Annotated in this window: 19 protein-coding genes; 12 read left to right on the plus strand and 7 right to left on the minus strand. The window is 60.7% G+C overall.

The genetic code is table 11. From position 1 onward, the window contains the following. Positions 1–13: 13 nt before the first annotated feature. Complete coding sequence (locus ACJ8J1_RS10850; RefSeq protein WP_033642049.1) at positions 14–277, minus strand: hypothetical protein; 264 nt, start codon at positions 275–277, stop codon at positions 14–16. Between the two features lie 132 nt (positions 278–409). Then, positions 410–1,666, minus strand: coding sequence for a mechanosensitive ion channel family protein (locus tag ACJ8J1_RS10855; protein ID WP_033642051.1), 1,257 nt, complete (start codon positions 1,664–1,666; stop codon positions 410–412). A gap of 246 nt (positions 1,667–1,912) precedes the next feature. Between ACJ8J1_RS10855 and malZ the strand changes: the two genes are divergently transcribed. Continuing rightward, positions 1,913–3,736, plus strand: a complete 1,824-nt coding sequence (gene malZ, locus ACJ8J1_RS10860; protein ID WP_033642052.1) for a maltodextrin glucosidase — start codon at positions 1,913–1,915, stop codon at positions 3,734–3,736. Between the two features lie 53 nt (positions 3,737–3,789). On the opposite strand, the gene ggt is transcribed toward malZ, so the two are convergent. From ggt to ACJ8J1_RS10875, 3 genes are all read right to left on the minus strand, one after another. After that, positions 3,790–5,553, minus strand: coding sequence for a gamma-glutamyltransferase (gene ggt / locus ACJ8J1_RS10865; protein ID WP_033642053.1), 1,764 nt, complete (start codon positions 5,551–5,553; stop codon positions 3,790–3,792). 236 nt (positions 5,554–5,789) lie between these two features. Next, positions 5,790–6,392, minus strand: coding sequence for a peroxiredoxin C (locus ACJ8J1_RS10870; RefSeq protein ID WP_004940403.1), 603 nt, complete (start codon positions 6,390–6,392; stop codon positions 5,790–5,792). A gap of 229 nt (positions 6,393–6,621) precedes the next feature. Then, on the minus strand, positions 6,622–7,203 hold the full coding sequence (locus ACJ8J1_RS10875; protein ID WP_025301748.1) for an ACP phosphodiesterase: 582 nt from the start codon (positions 7,201–7,203) through the stop codon (positions 6,622–6,624). Positions 7,204–7,323: 120 nt separating this feature from the next. Here ACJ8J1_RS10875 and queA point away from each other — a divergent pair, with 120 nt between their 5' ends. The 5 genes from queA to secF all read left to right on the plus strand — a co-directional run bounded on the left by queA (position 7,324) and on the right by secF (position 12,808). Then, the gene (gene queA, locus ACJ8J1_RS10880) at positions 7,324–8,394 is read left to right on the plus strand and encodes a tRNA preQ1(34) S-adenosylmethionine ribosyltransferase-isomerase QueA (protein ID WP_033642054.1); all 1,071 of its coding nucleotides are present in this window, start codon (positions 7,324–7,326) and stop codon (positions 8,392–8,394) included. A gap of 72 nt (positions 8,395–8,466) precedes the next feature. After that, positions 8,467–9,591 carry a tRNA guanosine(34) transglycosylase Tgt gene (tgt, locus tag ACJ8J1_RS10885; RefSeq protein WP_016928877.1) on the plus strand — a complete coding sequence of 375 codons (1,125 nt, stop codon included), beginning with the start codon at positions 8,467–8,469 and terminating at the stop codon, positions 9,589–9,591. Positions 9,592–9,624: 33 nt separating this feature from the next. Continuing rightward, entirely contained in the window at positions 9,625–9,957 is a 333-nt protein-coding gene (gene yajC / locus ACJ8J1_RS10890) for a preprotein translocase subunit YajC (protein ID WP_004940391.1), read from the plus strand. Positions 9,958–9,981: 24 nt separating this feature from the next. Further along, positions 9,982–11,829 (plus strand): protein translocase subunit SecD, encoded by a 1,848-nt coding sequence (gene secD / locus ACJ8J1_RS10895; protein ID WP_071991633.1) that lies wholly within the window; start codon positions 9,982–9,984, stop codon positions 11,827–11,829. Positions 11,830–11,839: 10 nt separating this feature from the next. Next, positions 11,840–12,808 carry a protein translocase subunit SecF gene (gene secF, locus ACJ8J1_RS10900; RefSeq protein WP_019454209.1) on the plus strand — a complete coding sequence of 323 codons (969 nt, stop codon included), beginning with the start codon at positions 11,840–11,842 and terminating at the stop codon, positions 12,806–12,808. Between the two features lie 65 nt (positions 12,809–12,873). On the opposite strand, the gene ACJ8J1_RS10905 is transcribed toward secF, so the two are convergent. After that, on the minus strand, positions 12,874–13,434 hold the full coding sequence (locus tag ACJ8J1_RS10905; RefSeq protein WP_033642056.1) for a DUF3251 domain-containing protein: 561 nt from the start codon (positions 13,432–13,434) through the stop codon (positions 12,874–12,876). A 176-nt stretch (positions 13,435–13,610) separates the two neighbouring features. On the opposite strand from ACJ8J1_RS10905, the gene nrdR reads away from it, so the two are divergent. The 6 genes from nrdR (at position 13,611) to pgpA (ending at position 17,727) form a co-directional block, all read left to right on the plus strand. Continuing rightward, complete coding sequence (nrdR, locus tag ACJ8J1_RS10910) at positions 13,611–14,060, plus strand: transcriptional regulator NrdR (protein ID WP_004940387.1); 450 nt, start codon at positions 13,611–13,613, stop codon at positions 14,058–14,060. A gap of 10 nt (positions 14,061–14,070) precedes the next feature. Next, positions 14,071–15,180, plus strand: coding sequence for a bifunctional diaminohydroxyphosphoribosylaminopyrimidine deaminase/5-amino-6-(5-phosphoribosylamino)uracil reductase RibD (ribD, locus tag ACJ8J1_RS10915; protein WP_033642057.1), 1,110 nt, complete (start codon positions 14,071–14,073; stop codon positions 15,178–15,180). A 107-nt stretch (positions 15,181–15,287) separates the two neighbouring features. Further along, on the plus strand, positions 15,288–15,758 hold the full coding sequence (gene ribH, locus ACJ8J1_RS10920) for a 6,7-dimethyl-8-ribityllumazine synthase (RefSeq protein ID WP_004940385.1): 471 nt from the start codon (positions 15,288–15,290) through the stop codon (positions 15,756–15,758). A gap of 20 nt (positions 15,759–15,778) precedes the next feature. After that, positions 15,779–16,195, plus strand: a complete 417-nt coding sequence (nusB, locus tag ACJ8J1_RS10925) for a transcription antitermination factor NusB (protein WP_004940384.1) — start codon at positions 15,779–15,781, stop codon at positions 16,193–16,195. A gap of 52 nt (positions 16,196–16,247) precedes the next feature. Then, positions 16,248–17,240, plus strand: a complete 993-nt coding sequence (gene thiL, locus ACJ8J1_RS10930; protein WP_033642058.1) for a thiamine-phosphate kinase — start codon at positions 16,248–16,250, stop codon at positions 17,238–17,240. Beyond that, on the plus strand, positions 17,233–17,727 hold the full coding sequence (gene pgpA, locus ACJ8J1_RS10935; RefSeq protein ID WP_033634010.1) for a phosphatidylglycerophosphatase A: 495 nt from the start codon (positions 17,233–17,235) through the stop codon (positions 17,725–17,727). The genes thiL and pgpA overlap by 8 nt, the downstream gene beginning before the upstream one ends. A gap of 32 nt (positions 17,728–17,759) precedes the next feature. Here pgpA and ACJ8J1_RS10940 read toward each other — a convergent pair whose 3' ends face one another. Further along, positions 17,760–18,734, minus strand: a complete 975-nt coding sequence (locus ACJ8J1_RS10940; protein ID WP_033642059.1) for an aldo/keto reductase — start codon at positions 18,732–18,734, stop codon at positions 17,760–17,762. Positions 18,735–18,751 lie beyond the last annotated feature (17 nt).

Here is an 18,751-nt window from a genome sequence, read left to right on the forward strand (position 1 = left end):
GGCCGGTGTTTTTTTAGCGTTTGTCTTCCGCTTCCTCATCCCCGGCGGCGCGCGCTTCGATGCGTATGCCGCCGTCGTTCAGGCGTTCCTCCTCTTCCTCGCCGGCGCAGCGCGCCAGCACTTCGCGAATGTCCTGCAGGTTGCTGCTGAGGGCGCTCAGCGAAGGTTGCAGATTGCGGGGCATGTGGCTTTCATCCAGCAAAGCGTTGTGCAGGCAGCCGATAAACAGCAGGGTGGCCATCAGGGTAAACAGCCGATGACGTATCCGTTTCAGCAAGGGCTTTCCCTCTCGGTGGTGAAGGTGAGGGCGCATTAACGCCGTTTTCGCCGGGGAAAAGAAGGGGATGGAGATATCTGCTGGCAATTGAAAGCGAATAATTACCAGCAGACACAGTTACGTCAGCCGACGTCAGGAAGCGTTCGCGCTTTGTCGCAGCATGCCGCGCATGTCGTTGCCGGTCGGCGTCTGATGCACGCGCAGGCCGAACTCGTCGATCACCGCCAGGATATGGTCGAAAATATCCGCCTGAATGCTTTCGTACTCCGCCCAGACCGTGGTGTTGGTGAAGGCGTAGATTTCCAGCGGCAGGCCTTCCGGCGTCGGCGCCAGCTGGCGCACCATCAGCGTCATGTTTTGGTGAATGCGTGGGTGAGCGCGCAGGTAGGCTTCCAGATAGGCGCGCAGCGTGCCGAGGTTGGTCAGGCGGCGGCCGTTGAGCGGCGAGGCCAGATCGACGGCGATCTCCTGGTTGTGCTGGCTCAGCTCCTGGATCTTAACGTTCAGGTAGCTGTGCAGCAGCGGGTTGCGCTGCAGGCGGCGCTGTTCCTCTTCCGACAGGAAGTGCACGCTGCCGGTGTCGATATTCAAACTGCGCTTGATGCGGCGCCCGCCGGATTCCGACATCGAACGCCAGTTTTTGAACGAGTCGGAGATCAGTGCGTAGGTCGGTATGGTGGTGACGGTGTTGTCCCAGTTACGCACTTTGACCGTGGTCAGGCCGATGTCGGTGACCGCGCCATCGGCGCCGTATTTCGGCATTTCCAGCCAGTCGCCGATCTTCAGCATATCGTTGGCGGAGAGCTGGATGCCGGCCACCAGCCCGAGGATCGGATCCTTGAACACCAACATCAAAACCGCGGTCATGGCACCCAGGCCACTGAGCAGCAGCAGCGGCGATTTGCCCATCAGCAGCGAGACGATCATGATGCCGATCAGGATCGCCGCCACCAGTTTCAGGCCCTGGAAAATGCCGCGCAGCGGCAGCTGATTGGAGATCGGACTTTGGCGCAGCAGCGCTAGCAGCGTATCCAGCAACGAGAACAGCGACAGCAGGGTGAAGGCGAGGATCCACACCTGCGCGGCGGTAACGATCACCGCCTGGGTCTGGCTGCCGCTCTGCAGCCACAGCGTCGCCTGGATGCTGATGATCACCCCTTGCAGCAGCAGCGCCACGCGCTGGAACAGTTTGTATTGGGTGATGGCCTGTTGCCAGACGCGTTGCGACTGCTGGCCGCGGCGCTGAAGGGCGGCCAACACCACCCGGTGCAGCACCAGGTGGATCACTACCGAGATCAGGACGATCAACCCCAAGACCATCAACAGCGACATCACTCCGCCGAATTCCAACCCAAATTGTTCCAGCCAGCGCGTTATCTGTTGTTGCATTACCGCTCCTTAAAAAATGCGCAAAAAATATCCTGTATGCTCAAAACGCGTTAGCCTAAGGGGTAACGTGCAGGATTTGTGCCTGTTTACCTTTTTTTACATCGGGTTAGCGTTATTTTTCGGTCTCCGCCCCCCGGCTCATCCCCGGGTTTTGCGGTCAGAGAGGAGGGGGAGTTGCACTTAACGTGGCATTGTTCGCTTCTTGAAGAACGCCGTCGATTTCGTTTGGTACAGCAGGAGAACAGTATGCTTAACGCCTGGCATCAACCGGTTCCGCCTTTTGTGGTGAAGCAAGGGCAACGTTTGGATATCACGCTGTGGTTACAAGGGGATGAACTGCCGGAACGGGTGTTTTTGCGCGCCGAACCGGACAACGAAGAGTGGCTGCTGGTGATGAAAGCGCAGCGTCACGAGGGGATGCGGCGCTACCAGGCCAGCCTGACGCTGAATGAGGGCGAGCCGACGCGGCGATACTGCTTCAAGCTGCTGTGGGCCGATCGCCAGCAGTGGTTCGGGCCGCAGGGCTGGTCGCCAACGCCGCCGGGCCAACTGGCGCAATTCGCCGTCGACGAGCCTGACAACGGCCCTGAGTGGGTGGCGGATCAGCTGTTCTACCAGATTTTCCCCGATCGCTTCGCCAGCAGCGGCGGCGAGCACGGCATCCAGAGCGGCAGCTATCGCCATCATGCGGCCGGCGCCGAGGTGATTCGGCGCGACTGGCAGCATCCGCTGGAGGACAGCCACGCCGCCTCGACCTTTTACGGCGGCGATCTGGACGGCATCAGCGGCAAACTGCCGTACCTGCAGCAGCTGGGCGTGACGGCGTTGTACCTGAACCCGATTTTTACCGCGCCGAGCGTGCATAAGTACGATACCGAGGACTATTACCAGGTCGATCCGCACTTCGGCGGCAACGCGGCGCTGCAGCGTTTGCGAGTAAGCACTCACAAGGTAGGCATGAAACTGGTGCTGGATGGGGTATTCAACCACACCGGCGATTCGCACCCGTGGTTTGACCGCCATCGTCAGGGCGAAAACGGCGCCTGTCACCACCCCGATTCGCCGTATCGCGGCTGGTTCAACTTCTACCCGGACGGCCGCGCGCTCGATTGGAAGGGCAACGCCAGCCTGCCGAAGCTCAACTTCGCCGAGCCGCAGGTGGCGGAAGCGATTTATCAGGGGGAAGGCAGCGTGGTGCGTCACTGGCTGCGCCCGCCGTACAGCATCGACGGCTGGCGGCTGGACGTGGTGCATATGCTGGGGGAGAACGGCGGCGCTGCCGGCAATCTGCGCCACCTGGCGGGCATCTATCAGGCGGTGAAGCAGGAGAATCCGCAGGCCTATGTCTTGGGCGAGCACTTCGGCGACGCGCGCCGCTGGCTGCACGCCGGAGTGGAGGATGCGGCGATGAACTACATGGGATTCGCGCTGCCGGTGCGGGCGTTTTTAGCGGGGCTGGACGTGGCCTACCACCCGGTGCGGCTGGACGCAGCCGGGTGCGCGCAGTGGATGGACGGTTACCGCGCCGGGCTGCCGCACAGCCGCCAGCTGATCCAGTTCAACCAGCTGGACAGCCACGATACCGCGCGTTTCCTCACGCTGTTGCAGGGGAACGCGGCGCGCATGCAGATGGCGGCGGTGTGGCTGCTGAGCTGGATCGGTGTGCCTTGCCTCTATTATGGCGATGAGATTGGGTTGGACGGCGGCAACGATCCGTTCTGCCGCAAGCCGTTCCCGTGGGACGTCGGCGACTGGGATCGGCCGCTGCTGGCGCTGTTCCAGCGCATGGCGGTGCTGCGTAAACAGAGCCTGGCGCTGCGTCGCGGCGGCTGTCAGGTGCTGTACGCCAGCGGAGAAACGCTGGTGTTCGTGCGCCTGTATCAGCAGGAGCAGGTGCTGGTGGCGCTGCAGCGTGACGGCAGCGGCCAGGCGCAGCTGCCGCACAACCCGCTGTTGGCCCGCGGCCCGTGGCGGCGTGTGGAAGGGCGGGGAGAGTTGAGCGAAACGGTCGGCGGGCTGCGCCTGCAGCTGGCGGAAGAATCGGCCACCGTGTGGCGCTGTGAAGGCTAAGGGAACTGGGGGGGCCGAAGGGCCCCCGCGATTAAGGTGAGTGGGCGTTTACATCAGTAACCGACCGCGGAGCCTGCCGGGCGACGCACGTCGTTGGCGCCGTACAGGTAACCTTCGCGCACTTTGCCGGAAACCGCCGAATCGTTGCCGGAGTTGGCCGGGCTGACGCCCGCCGCGCCCGGCAAACCGACCAGAATCAGTTCGGCGGCGCCCCACGGCGTTTGTTCGACCATCTTATAGCCCATGCCGCTCAGCAGTTTTAGCGTATCGGCGGAAACGCCGCGCTGTTCGTAGTACACCTCATCCGGCAGCCATTGGTGATGGATGCGCGGCGCGTCCACCGCTTCCTGCGGCGCCATGCCGTGGTCGATCACGTTCAACGCGGTCTGCAGGGTGATGGTGATGATGCGCGAACCGCCAGGCGAGCCCAGCACCATAAAGATCTTGTTGTCCTTGGTCACCAGCGTCGGGCTCATTGACGATAGTGGGCGCTTACCGGGGGCAATACTGTTGGCGGTGCCTTGCACCAGCCCGTACAGGTTTTTCTCGCCCACTTTGACCGTAAAATCGTCCATCTCATCGTTGAGGAAGAAGCCGGTGCCCGGTGCGATCACCACGGCGCCGAAGCGGCCGTTGACGGTATAGGTGGTGGAGACCGCGTTGCCGTCATGGTCGACGATCGAATAGTGGGTGGTTTCCGGCTTCTCATGCGGTTCCATGCCGGGCTGCACGTTTTCCGACGGCGTGGCCTTGTCCGCGACGATTTTCTTGCGGATCTGCTCGGCGTAGCTCTTGCTCACCAGCCGGTCGATCGGGTTCTTGATGAATTCCGGGTCGCCGAGGTAGGTGTTGCGGTCCATGTAGGCATGGCGCATCGCCTCGGTCATGGTATGAATGGCCGCCGCCGAGTTGAAGCCCATGCTTTTCAGGTCATAGCCTTCCACCACGTTGAGGATTTCGCACAGCGTCACGCCGCCGGAGCTGGGAGGCGGCGCCGACACGAACTTGTAGCCGCGATAGCTGCAGGTGATCGGTGGGGTTTCGGTGACTTTATAGTTGGCGAAGTCGGCCGCCGTCAAAATGCCGCCGCCCTGTTTGGCCGCCGCCTCTACCGCCTGCGGGATCTTGCCTTTGTAGAAGGCGTCGGTCCCCCCTTTGGCGATGGCTTCCAGCGTATTGGCCAGATCGGTTTGCACCAGTTTGTCCCCCGGCTGCAGCGGGCTGCCGTCCGGGCGCAGGAAGATTTTGGCCGACTCGGGATCCTGTTTGAAGCGTGCAACGGTGGTGTCGAGAATATCGGTATCAGCGCGGGTCAGCACAAAGCCTTCGCGCGCCAGCTTGATCGCCGGCGCAAGCACCTGTTCGCGGCTCAGTTTGCCGTACTTCTCGCGCGCGGTTTCCATCCCCAGCACGGTGCCTGGCACGCCCGCCGCCAGATAGCCGTACAGGCTGGCGTCTTTCTTCACCTTGCCGTCGGCGTCCAGATACATGTTGGCGCTGGCCGCCGCCGGCGCGGTTTCGCGGAAGTTGATGAAGGTATCGGTGCCGTTCGCCAGGTGGACGGTCATAAAGCCGCCGCCCCCGATGTTGCCGCAGCAGGGGTTCACCACCGCCTGCGCGTAGCCGACCGCCACGGCGGCGTCGATGGCGTTGCCGCCCATCTTCAGGATATCCACCCCGACCTGCGAAGCGAGATGCTGCGAGGTGACCACCATGCCGTTTTTGGCCTCCACCGCCGGATTGGACGCCGCATGCAGGCTGCCGCTGACCAGCAGCGCCGCCATGGTCAGGGGTTTGCTCCATTTCTGTAAAAACATAGTTATTCCTACCCTGTCAGTTTTTTATTGTGTTGTGTTTGCTTGGCTGTTGTTCACTTGCAAAGCGCGAGCCAGCGTTATTGATAGTAGTCGCAGATGGGCGCACGCGCGGCGAGCAGGGTGGGAAATGTGAGCGGAAACAGGGAAATAAAGCACTGAAGGCGGGCGTATTGCCCCAAAAAGGGGCATAAAAAAAACCGGCCGCGGAGGCCGGTTGATTCACTATCAGGCTGAAATTACAGCTTGGCAGCGTTTTCAGACAGGTATTTTGCCACGCCGTCTGGGGAAGCGCCCATACCTGCTTTGCCTTTTTCCCACTGAGCCGGGCACACTTCACCGTGCTCTTCGTGGAATTGCAGCGCGTCAACAGTACGGATCATTTCGTCGATGTTACGGCCGATTGGCAGGTCGTTAACAACCTGAGCACGCACGATGCCGTCTTTGTCGATCAGGAAGGAGCCGCGCAGCGCAACGCCGGCTTCCGGGTGTTCGATGCCGTAAGCTTTCTGGATTTCACGCTTAACGTCAGCAACCATTGCGTATTTCACTTCACCGATGCCGCCTTTGTCGACAGGGGTTTTACGCCATGCGTTGTGAACGAATTCTGAGTCGAAGGAAACGCCAACCACTTCAACGCCACGCTTCTGGAACTCTTCATAGCGGTGATCGAAAGCGATCAGCTCGGAAGGGCATACGAAGGTGAAGTCCATTGGCCAGAAGAACAGGACGGCCGGTTTGCCGTTCAGGTGCTTCTTCAGGTTGAAGTTTTCAACGATTTCGCCGCTACCCAGTACGGCAGCTGCAGTGAAGTCAGGGGCTTGACGAGTTACCAGGACCATAATTACTCCTGTAATAGGTGTTAAAGGGTGGATGTAAAAACAAGGGCCAGTATAGGGGCCGCGACGTGGTGAATAAAGGGCAAAAGACCAATCGATGAGATAGCTTTTACCTATTAAATTCATTAATTAAATTTGACAGGCTTTAAAAATAACCTTTTCCCACAAAAGGGCAAGCGGCAAAACGTAAATTCTTGCAAGGCGCTGCAATTTCAAACGCTTGGGCTTGACCTCACAGCGTTTTTTCCTTCGCCTGCTGCATCATTTGCGGATAAAACTGCCAGAATTGTGTTTCAAGCTGATGATAATGCCGCTCGACGTCGGCGAACGAGCCGGCCAGGGCATCGAGGCGCGGACGGCGGCTGGCCATGCCCTGCAATACCCGGGCGATGAACGGCAATTCGGCGTAGCGTTCCAGCCAGCGTTCCGGCCACAGATAGCCGTTCAGGTTCTGAAAACGCGGCGGCGTGAGCGGCAGGTAAGGTTCGATCTGGCTGCGGGCTTCCTGGGTAAACTGGTGCAGGTCGCGTGAAGGCTCCAACTGCTGCCAGTGGCGCGCCAGAAAATGGTCCCACACCACGTCGAGGGTAATTGGCGCTACGCGGCGGTAGGGGGCGCTGAAATAGTCGCGGCAGGCTTTCACCTGCGGCAGGCTGTCGGTCAGCACGTCGACGCGGCGGTGCATCATGATGCCGGCCACCACGTCGGGCTGGTAGTCGGCGGCGGGATTGCCGCGCACGAAATCGGCCAGCAGGTTGCCCAGCAGCGAGCTGTCCGCCAGCATGGCCAGGTGAAGATGAGCGAGAAAATTCATCCCTCAACTATACCCGAAGTCAGGCAAATCCTCCTTATTTCTTGCCGCTGACCGCCCCCGGCTTTAGACTAGGCCGCCTGTTTTTTACCAACCAGCCTTAAATTGAAGAAGTGAATACCCATGCGCGTCGCTGATTTTTCGTTTGAACTTCCCGAATCCCTGATTGCCCACTATCCCCAGGCCGAGCGCAGCGCATGCCGCCTGCTGCAGCTGGACGGGCCGAGCGGGGCGCTGACGCACGGCGTATTCACCGATCTGCTGGACAAGCTGGAAGCCGGCGACCTGCTGGTGTTCAACAATACCCGCGTGATCCCGGCGCGCATGTTCGGCCGCAAGGTCAGCGGCGGCAAGATTGAAGTGCTGGTGGAGCGCGTGCTGGACGACCATCGCGTGCTGGCGCACGTGCGCGCGTCGAAAGCGCCCAAGCCGGGCGCCGAGCTGCTGCTGGGTGATGACGAGAGCATCGCCGCCACCATGGTGGCGCGCCACGAGACGCTGTTCGAGCTGCGCTTCAACGACGAACGCGATGTCTTCACCCTTCTCAACGCGGCCGGCCATATGCCGCTGCCGCCTTATATCGCTCGCCCGGATGAGGACGCCGACCGCGAACTGTATCAGACGGTCTACAGCGAGAAGCCGGGCGCGGTCGCCGCGCCGACCGCCGGTCTGCACTTCGACGAACCGCTGCTGGCGGCGCTGCGCGCCAAGGGCGTGGAAATGGCGTTCGTGACGCTGCACGTCGGCGCCGGCACCTTCCAGCCGGTGCGCGTGGAAACCATCGAAGATCACGTGATGCACGCCGAATACGCCGAAGTGCCGCAGGACGTGGTCGATGCGGTGCTGGCCTGCAAAGCGCGCGGCAAGCGCGTCGTGGCAGTGGGCACCACCTCGGTGCGTTCGCTGGAAAGCGCCGCGGCGGCCAGCAAAGAGGCGCTGATTGCGCCGTTCTTCGGCGACACCAGCATCTTTATCTATCCGGGTTACCACTATCAGGTGATCGACGCGCTGGTGACCAACTTCCACCTGCCGGAGTCCACCCTGATCATGCTGGTGTCGGCTTTCGCCGGCTACAAAAATACCATGAACGCCTATCAGCAGGCGGTGGCTGAGCAGTATCGCTTTTTCAGCTACGGCGATGCGATGTTCATCAGCCGTAATCCGCAGGCGGAAAACGAGTCCGTCGGCGGTTAATTTCCCGGGCTGCGCCCACGGCGCGGCCCCGTTTCAACGACATCAGACTGTTTCTCTGATGCTGGAGGCTTTGTGAAGTACGAACTACAAACTACCGATGGCCGCGCACGCCGCGGCCGCCTGATTTTCGACCGCGGCGTAGTGGAAACCCCGGCCTTTATGCCGGTCGGTACCTACGGCACGGTCAAGGGCATGACGCCGGAAGAAGTGAAAGAGACCGGCGCGCAGATCCTGCTGGGCAACACCTTCCACCTGTGGCTGCGCCCTGGCCAGGAGATCATGAAGCTGCACGGCGATCTGCACGATTTCATGCAGTGGCCGGGCCCGATCCTCACCGACTCCGGCGGTTTCCAGGTGTTCAGCCTGGGGGCGATGCGCAAGATCAAAGAGGAAGGCGTGTACTTCCGCAACCCGATCAACGGCGACAAGGTGTTCCTGAGCCCGGAAAAATCGATGGAAATCCAGTATGACCTGGGTTCCGACATCGTGATGATCTTCGATGAATGTACGCCGTACCCGGCCGACTGGGACTACGCCAAGCGTTCGATGGAAATGTCGCTGCGTTGGGCGCAGCGCAGCCGCCAGCGTTTCGACGAGCTGGAAAATAAAAATGCGCTGTTCGGCATCATTCAGGGCGGCGTTTACGAAGATTTACGTGATGTTTCAGTAAAAGGGCTGGTGGATATCGGCTTTGATGGGTACGCTGTGGGCGGCTTGGCTGTAGGCGAGCCGAAAGAGGATATGCATCGCATTCTTGAACACGTTTGCCCGCAAATTCCGGAAGATAAGCCACGCTATTTGATGGGCGTCGGCAAGCCGGAAGATTTGGTGGAAGGCGTGCGCCGCGGCATCGACATGTTCGACTGCGTCATGCCGACCCGCAACGCCCGCAACGGCCATTTGTTCGTGACTGACGGTGTGGTAAAAATCCGTAATGCCAAGCACAAGGATGATACTTCTCCGCTGGATAAAGACTGTGATTGCTACACGTGTCGCCATTACAGCCGCGCCTACTTGCACCATCTCGACCGTTGCAACGAAATATTGGGTGCTCGACTGAACACAATTCATAACCTGCGTCACTACCAGCGCCTGATGGCGGGTTTACGCCAGGCTATCGAAGAGGGTAAATTAGAGCAGTTTGTTGCGGATTTCTATGGTCGGATCGGCAAGCCGATTCCGCCTTTAAACGCTTGATCTAATAATTGATAACTTAATGAGGGAATTTCAATGAGCTTTTTCATTTCTGACGCCGTCGCATCCGCAGGGGCTCCGGCTCAGGGAAGCCCGTACTCTCTGATCATTATGCTGGTGGTGTTCGGCCTGATCTTCTACTTCATGATCCTGCGCCCACAGCAGAAGCGCGCGAAAGATCACAAGAAGCTGATGGACTCCATCGGTAAGGGCGACGAAGTGCTGACCACCGGCGGCCTGATCGGTCGCGTGACCAAAGTGGCCGACACCGGCATCATCGCCATCGCGCTGAACGACACCACGGAAGTGATGATCAAGCGTGACTTCGTGGCGGCCGTTCTGCCGAAAGGTACCATGAAGGCCCTGTAATCTTTTTTCCCGAAGGGAATTGCCGTGCTAAACCGTTATCCTTTGTGGAAGTATCTGATGTTGATCGTCGTGATCCTCGTCGGTCTGCTTTATGCGCTTCCCAACATCTACGGTGAGGATCCGGCCGTACAAATCACTGGCGCGCGCGGCGTCGCCGCCAGTGAAACTACGCTGGACCAGGTCCGTACCGTATTAGAAAAAGACAACATCGCGAGCAAGTCGATTGCGCTGGAAAATGGCGCCATCCTGGCTCGCTTTAAAGATCCTGACGTTCAGCTGCGCGCCCGCGAAGCGCTGGTGACCGAGCTGGGTGACAAATTCGTCGTGGCGCTGAACCTGGCGCCGGCTACGCCGACCTGGCTGGCCATGCTGGGCGCAGAGCCGATGAAACTCGGTCTGGACCTGCGCGGCGGCGTGCACTTCCTGATGGAAGTGGACATGGACACCGCGTTGAGCAAGCTGCAGGAACAGACCATGGATACCCTGCGCAGCGAGCTGCGCGAGAAGGGCATTCCTTACGCGTCTATCCGCAAGCTGGACAACAACGGCGTGGAAGTTCGCTTCCGCGACGATGTGGCCCGTGACCAGGCCATCAGCTATATCGGCCCGCGTCAGCGCGATCTGGTGCTGTCCGCCAATGGCGCCAACACCATGAAAGCCAGCCTGACGGACGCCCGTCTGAGCGAAGCGCGCGAATACGCCGTACAGCAGAACATCACTATCCTGCGTAACCGCGTCAACCAGCTCGGCGTCGCCGAACCGCTGGTGCAGCGCCAGGGATCCGACCGCATCGTGGTTGAGTTGCCGGGCATTCAGGACACCGCGCGCGCCAAAGAAATTCTGGGCGCCACCGCGACGCTGGAATTCCGTCTGGTGAACACCAATGCGGACGCCACCGCGGCGGCCAACGGCCGCGTGCCGGGCGATTCCGAGGTGAAATACACCCGCGACGGCCAGCCGATCGTGTTGTACAAGCGCGTGATCCTGACCGGTGACCACATCACCGACTCCACCTCGAGCACCGACGAATACAACCAGCCGCAGGTTAACATCTCGCTGGACAGCGCCGGCGGCACGTCGATGTCCAACTTCACCAAGGACAACATCGGCAAACCGATGGCGACCCTGTTCGTGGAGTACAAGGACAGCGGCAAGAAAGACGCCAACGGCCGTGCGGTGCTGGTGAAACAGGAAGAAGTGATCAACGTGGCGAACATTCAGTCGCGTCTGGGCAACAGCTTCCGCATCACCGGCATCGGCAACCCGAACGAAGCGCGTCAGCTTTCGCTGCTGCTGCGTGCGGGTGCGCTGATTGCGCCGATTCAGATCGTTGAAGAGCGCACCATCGGTCCAACCTTGGGTCAGCAGAACATCACCCAAGGTCTGGAAGCCTGTCTGTGGGGCCTGGTGGCGTCCATCGTCTTCATGGTGGTCTGGTACCGTAAGTTCGGCGTGATCGCCACCACGGCGCTGGTCGCTAACCTGGTGTTGATCGTCGGCGTGATGTCCCTGTTGCCGGGGGCGACGCTGACCATGCCGGGCATTGCCGGGATCGTGTTGACGCTGGCGGTGGCGGTCGACGCCAACGTACTGATTAACGAACGTATCAAGGAGGAACTGAAGAACGGCCGGTCCGTTCAGCAGGCGATCCATGAGGGCTATAAAGGCGCGTTCTCCAGTATCGTCGACGCCAACATCACCACCCTGATCACCGCGGTCATCCTGTACGCAGTCGGCACCGGTTCGATCAAGGGCTTTGCGATCACTACCGCTATCGGTGTGGCGACGTCCATGTTCACCGCGATTGTCGGTACCCGTGCCATCGTCAACCTGCTTTACGGCGGCAAACGCATTAACAAGCTGTCTATCTGAGGAGTGCGTTGTGGCACAGGATTATACTGTTGAGCAACTCAACTACGGCCGTAAAGTCTACGACTTTATGCGCTGGGACTACGTGGCTTTCGGCATCTCGTTGGTGCTGTTGGTCGCGTCGATCGCCACCATGTCGGTGCGCGGCTTTAACTGGGGTCTGGATTTCACCGGCGGTACGGTGATTGAAATCAACCTGGAGAAGCCGGCTAACCTCGACCTGATGCGCGATACGCTGGAGAAGGCCGGGTTCCAGGATCCGATTATCCAGAACTTCGGCAGCAGCCGCGACGTGATGGTGCGCATGCCACCGGCGACCGGCACCGCAGGCCAGGAACTGGGCAATAAGGTGATCGGCGTGATCAACGACTCGGTGGATAAAAACGCCACCGTGAAGCGCATTGAGTTCGTCGGCCCGAGCGTGGGCAGCGAGCTGGCGCAAACCGGCGGCATGGCGCTGCTGGTGGCGTTGATCTGTATCCTGATCTACGTCGGCTTCCGCTTCGAATGGCGCCTGGCGCTGGGGGCGGTTATCGCGCTGGCGCACGACGTGATCATCACGCTGGGCGTGCTGTCGCTGTTCCACATCGAGATTGACCTGACCATCGTCGCGTCCCTGATGTCGGTTATCGGTTACTCGCTGAACGACAGCATCGTGGTCTCCGACCGTATTCGTGAGAACTTCCGCAAGATCCGCCGCGGCACGCCTTACGAGATCATGAACGTGTCGTTGACCCAGACGCTGAGCCGTACGCTGATGACTTCCGGGACCACCCTGATGGTGGTGCTGATGCTGTACATCTTCGGTGGCGCGATGCTGCAAGGCTTCTCGCTGGCGATGCTGATCGGCGTGTCGATCGGTACCGTTTCCTCTATCTACGTCGCGTCCGCGCTGGCGTTGAAGCTGGGCATGAAACGCGAACACATGCTGCAGCAAAAAGTGGAAAAAGAGGGCGCGGATCAGCCTTCGATTCTGCCTTAACCGCCGCAGTATTCAGCGAAATGAGAAGGAGCGCCCATCGGCGCTCCTTTTTTTTGCCTCGGATTTCAGTGTTGCTGCACCACCGCCGGCTGGGCGGTGGCTACCAGGCTGTGCAGACGGATATAGCCCAGCTGTTCCGGCGTCAGGCCGCTGAAGCGCAGCTCGAAGTCCTGCCCGGGTTTCGGCAGCAGCGAGTCGGCGCTGGCGATCGGTTGCGACATCGCCTCGGCGGTCAGCGGCCGGCCGGTGGCCGCGTCCAGTTGGCCCCATTCCACCACCGCTTTAAACGGCGGCAGCGTGGCCTGTGAGAGGATGCGCACATGCAGCTGCGCCTGGGCACCGTTGGCTTCGCTCTTGATGTGGCTCAGCGAAACGCTCAGTTCGCCGATGCCGCTTTGCAAACGGGCGGCGCTCCGCGCCGCCGGCAGCAGGTAGACGCCGTTGTCGGAGTGCTGATTGAGCTGGTTTTGCCGCTCCAGCGCAGTGGTTTGGTCAGTCAGCACGCTCACTTTCTGGTTCAGCGCGGCGACCTGATGGCGCAGCTGGGGCACGGCAGCGTTGTGCGCGCAGCCCGTCAGCAAAATGGCGGCGGCGAGCAGGGCGATTTTAGGGTAACAGGTTGTCATGACGGCGATTTCCTATGCTGAGTCTCCTGCTATCAAGCTTAGTCCGCATGGCGGTGAAAGTCATATCGCTGTCGCCTTCCCGCCGCCTGTCGCAACAAATGGCCGCCGCCCTTTGTTGTGGCTGCACTTCGGGTTAAACTGCATTTATCTATAAAAAACGTTTATCAGGACGTGTTATGCATTGCCCTTTCTGCGCCGCCGTTGATACCAAAGTCATTGATTCCCGCCTGGTGGGGGACGGTTCGCAAGTACGCCGTCGTCGCCAGTGTCTGGTATGCAATGAACGCTTCACCACCTTCGAGGTGGCCGAGCTGGTGATGCCGCGAGTGATTAAAAGCGATGAGGTGCGCGAGCCGTTCAACGAAGACAAACTGCGCCGCGGCATGCTGAAAGCGCTGGAAAAGCGCCCGGTCAGCTCGGACGACGTGGAAAACGCCCTTAACCATATCAAATCCCAACTGCGCGCCACCGGCGAACGCGAAGTGCCGACCAAACTGGTGGGCAATCTGGTGATGGACGCGCTGAAGAAGCTGGATAAGGTCGCCTATATTCGCTTTGCGTCGGTGTACCGCAGCTTCGAAGACGTGCGCGAGTTCGGCGAAGAGATTGCCCGCCTGCAAGACTAAAGGATCTTTCATGCATCACGACGAATTTTACATGGCGCGCGCCTTCGAACTGGCGCGGCTGGGGCGTTTCACCACCGCGCCCAATCCGAACGTCGGCTGCGTTATCGTGCGCGACGGCGAAATTGTCGGTGAAGGCTATCATCTGCGCGCCGGCGAGCCGCACGCGGAAGTGCACGCGCTGCGCATGGCGGGCGACAAGGCGCGCGGCGCCACCGCCTATGTGACGCTCGAGCCGTGCAGCCATCACGGCCGCACGCCTCCCTGCGCCGATGCGCTGGTGGCCGCTGGCGTGACACGGGTGGTCGCGGCGATGCAAGATCCCAATCCTCAGGTGGCGGGGCGCGGCTTGTACAAGCTGCAGCAAGCCGGCGTCGAAGTACGTCATGGCCTGATGCTGGCCGAGGCCGAAGCGGTCAACCTGGGCTTCCTCAAACGCATGCGCACCGGTTTTCCCTATGTGCAACTGAAGCTGGGCGCGTCGCTGGACGGCCGCACGGCGATGGCCTCCGGCGAAAGCCAGTGGATCACCTCACCCGAAGCGCGTCAGGACGTGCAGCGACTGCGTGCGCAGAGCGCCGCCATTCTCAGCACCAGCGCCACCGTGCTGGCGGACGATCCGTCGCTGACGGTGCGTTGGGATGAGCTGGATGCCGAGACCCAGCGCCTCTATCCGCGCGAAAATCTGCGTCAGCCGCTGCGCATCCTGCTCGACAGCCAAAATCGCATCACCCCGCAGCATCGCGTGGTGCAGCAGCCGGGCGCCACCTGGCTGGCGCGGCTGCAGGCGGATGAACAGGCCTGGCCGCAAGACGTTGAGCAGTTTATCTGCCCGGCGCACGGCGGCGGCGTCGATCTGGTGGTGATGATGATGCTGTTGGCCAAGCGCCAGGTGAATTCAATCTGGGTGGAGGCGGGGGCGACGCTGGCCGGCGCGCTGCTGCAGGCCGGCCTGGTGGATGAGCTCATTTTGTACATCGCGCCAAAACTGTTGGGCGATAATGGCCGCGGCCTGTGTCATTTGCCGGGCCTTGAGCGTCTGGCCGACGCACCGGAATTTGTCTTTAGCGACGTGCGCCAGGTTGGCCCCGATCTGCGTTTGCGCCTGCGGGCGAAACACTGAATCTCGCGCCCGCGCGCCGGTTTTACAAAAGCGCCGCGCAGGCGATGAAAGAATATGATAGAATCCGCCCCCCTGCGGGGTATTGAACCCATTTTTAAGGAAAGCCCATGAAAGTTATCGAAGGTGTTGTTGCTACTCCAAATGCCCGTGTGGCGATCGCAATTGCACGTTTTAACAATTTCATCAACGACAGCCTGCTGGAAGGCGCCATCGACGCGCTGAAACGCATTGGTCAGGTTGCTGACGACAACATCACCGTTGTCTGGGTCCCGGGCGCTTACGAGCTGCCGCTGACGGCGAGCGTATTGGCCAAAACCGGCAAATACGACGCGGTTATCGCGCTGGGCACCGTTATCCGTGGGGGCACCGCGCACTTCGAATATGTGGCGGGCGAAGCCAGCTCCGGCATCGGCAACGTTGCGATGAATGCCGAAATCCCGGTTGCCTTTGGCGTGCTGACTACCGAAAGCATCGAACAAGCGATCGAACGCGCCGGCACCAAAGCGGGCAACAAGGGCGCTGAAGCCGCGTTGACCGCACTTGAAATGATTAATGTTATCAAAGCTATTAAAGCCTGAATTTAGTTAAGGGGAATTCCGTGAAACCTGCTGCTCGTCGCCGCGCTCGTGAGTGCGCTGTTCAAGCGCTTTACTCTTGGCAGTTGTCTAAAAACGACCTTGCCGATGTTGAACACCAGTTCCTGACGGAGCAGGATGTCAAAGATGTTGACGTCGCCTATTTTCGCGAGTTGCTGTCCGGCGCGGCAGTGAATGCAGGTATGCTGGACGAACTGATGGCGCCTTACCTGTCGCGTCAGCTCGAAGAGCTGGGCCAGGTGGAACGCGCGGTGCTGCGCGTCGCGCTGTTTGAACTGAAAATGCGCGAGGATGTCCCTTACAAGGTGGCGATCAACGAAGCGATCGAGCTGGCGAAAACCTTCGGCGCGGAAGACAGCCACAAGTTTGTGAACGGGGTGCTGGATAAAGTGGCGCCAACCCTTCGCAAGAAAAAGTAAAAACATTAAGGCCGGCATTCCCGGCCTTAATTTCTTCTAGTGGAATATCGATATGGCATGCGGCGAATTTGACCTCATTGCCCGCTATTTTGACCGGTTTAAGCGCGTGCGCCGGGATGTACAGTTGGGCATTGGAGATGACTGCGCACTGCTGGCAGTGCCGGAAAAACAGCTGGTGGCCGTCAGTACCGATACGTTGGTCGCGGGCATTCACTTCCTGCCGGACATCGATCCGGCCGATCTCGGGTATAAAGCGCTGGCGGTCAATCTGAGCGATCTGGCGGCGATGGGCGCCGATCCGGCGTGGCTCTCGCTGGCCCTGACGCTGCCGGAGGTGAACGAACCCTGGCTGAAGGCGTTCAGCGACAGCCTGTTCGATCAACTCAATTATTACGGCATGCAGCTGATCGGCGGCGATACCACGCGCGGCCCGCTGAGCATGACCTTGACCATTCAGGGGCTGATCCCGGCCGGCCGGGCGTTGAGCCGCAGCGGCGCGCGCATCGGCGACTGGATCTATGTGACCGGCACGCTGGGCGACAGCGCCGCCGGTTTGGCGATCCTGCAGGATCGCCTGGCGGTGACGGATAGCGCGGCGCGCGATTATCTGGTCGCTCGCCATCTGCGTCCGCAGCCGCGGGTGCTGCAGGGGCAGGCGCTGCGCGATCTGGCCAGCTCGGCAATCGATCTTTCCGACGGCCTGATTTCCGATCTGAAGCACATCCTGAAGGCCAGCGACTGCGGCGCGCGCATCGTGCTGGACGAGCTGCCGATGTCGCAGGCGCTGAGCAGCCATGCTGATGCCGAACAGGCGCTGCGTTGGGCGCTGGCGGGCGGCGAAGACTACGAGCTGTGCTTCACCGTGCCGGAGATCAACCGCGGCGCGCTGGACGTGGCGCTGAGCCACCTCGGGGCCGATTACACCTGTATCGGCCAGATTGGCCCGCTGTCTGAAGGCATTCGCTATTACCGCAACGACGAGGCGGTGGTGCTGGACTGGGCCGGGTTCGATCATTTCAACGCGGAGCCGGGCACCCATGGATGAAGCCAAGCGTCGGCTGCGGATGAGCAATCCGTGGCACCTGCTGGCCACCGGTTTCGGCAGCGGTTTGTCGCCGGTGATGCCGGGCACCATGGGATCGCTGGCGGCGATCCCGTTCTGGCTGCTGCTGATCCAACTGCCGTGGCAGCTCTACTCGCTGACGGTGATGTTCAGCATTTGCATCGGCGTCTATATTTGCCACCGCACGGCAAAAGACATGAAGGTGCACGATCACGGCAGCATCGTCTGGGATGAGTTCGTCGGCATGTGGATCACACTGATGGCGCTGCCGGTCAACGATTGGCGCTGGGTCGCCGCCGGTTTCGTCATCTTTCGCATTCTGGATATGTGGAAGCCGTGGCCGATCCGCTGGTTTGACCGCAACGTGCATGGCGGCATGGGCATCATGGTCGACGATATCATCGCCGGCGTGCTGTCTGCGGGCATCATCTACCTGATTGGGCACCACTGGCCGATCGGGCTGTTCTGACAGCCGGGCGCGGTTCTTCGCGCCCGCTTTTCTTATTCAAATCCCGTCACCCGATGCGGCACGTAAGCCGTTTCCAACTCCGCCACCTCTTGCGGCGACAAACTCAAATCGACCGCGGCAATGGCGTCGTCCAACTGTTCGCTGCGTGACGCGCCAACGATCGGCGCGCTGACCGCCGGCTTGTTCAGCAGCCAGGCCAGCGCGATCTGCGCGCGTGGCACGCCGCGTTCCTCCGCCAGGCTGGCGACGCGCTCGGCGATAATGGCGTCGATGCCTTCGGTTTCATCGTACAGGCTCTTGCCGAACTGGTCCGAGACCAGGCGGGCGGTGGTTTCGCCCCAGGGGCGGGTCAGGCGGCCGCGCGCCAGCGGGCTCCACGGCAGTACGGCGATGCCTTCGGCGGCGCACAGCGGGTGCATCTCGCGCTCTTCTTCGCGCTGGATCAGGTTGTATTGATCCTGCATGCTGACGAAGCGCGTCCAGCCGTGCAGATCGGCGGTATACAGCGCCTTGGCGAACTGCCAGGCGTACATGGAAGAGGCGCCGATGTAACGCGCCTTACCGGCTTTCACCACGTCGTGCAGCGCTTCCAGCGTCTCTTCCAGCGGCGTTTCGTAATCCCAGCGATGGATTTGCAGCAAATCGACATAGTCGGTGCCGAGACGGCGCAGGCTGTCGTCGATGGACTGCATGATCTTGGCGCGCGACAAACCGCGCTCCAGGTTGCTCAGCGGGAAATAAACCTTGGTGGCGATCACCACCTCCTCGCGGCGTGCATAGTCGCGCAGCGCCCGGCCGAGGATCTCCTCGCTGCTGCCGTCGGAATAGCTGTTGGCGGTGTCGAAAAAGTTGATGCCGGCTTCCAGCGCCTGTTTCAACAGTGGGCGGCTGCTTTCTTCCGGCAGCGTCCAGGCGTGATTGCCGCGGCTCGGCTCGCCGTAGGTCATGCAACCCAGGCAGATGCGCGAGACGTTCAGATCGGTGTTGCCCAGTTTGAGATACTTCATGCTTGCCTCCCATTCAC

It is taken from the genome of Serratia sp. CY37869 (assembly GCF_052168895.1).
Classification (GTDB): domain Bacteria; phylum Pseudomonadota; class Gammaproteobacteria; order Enterobacterales; family Enterobacteriaceae; genus Serratia; species Serratia ureilytica.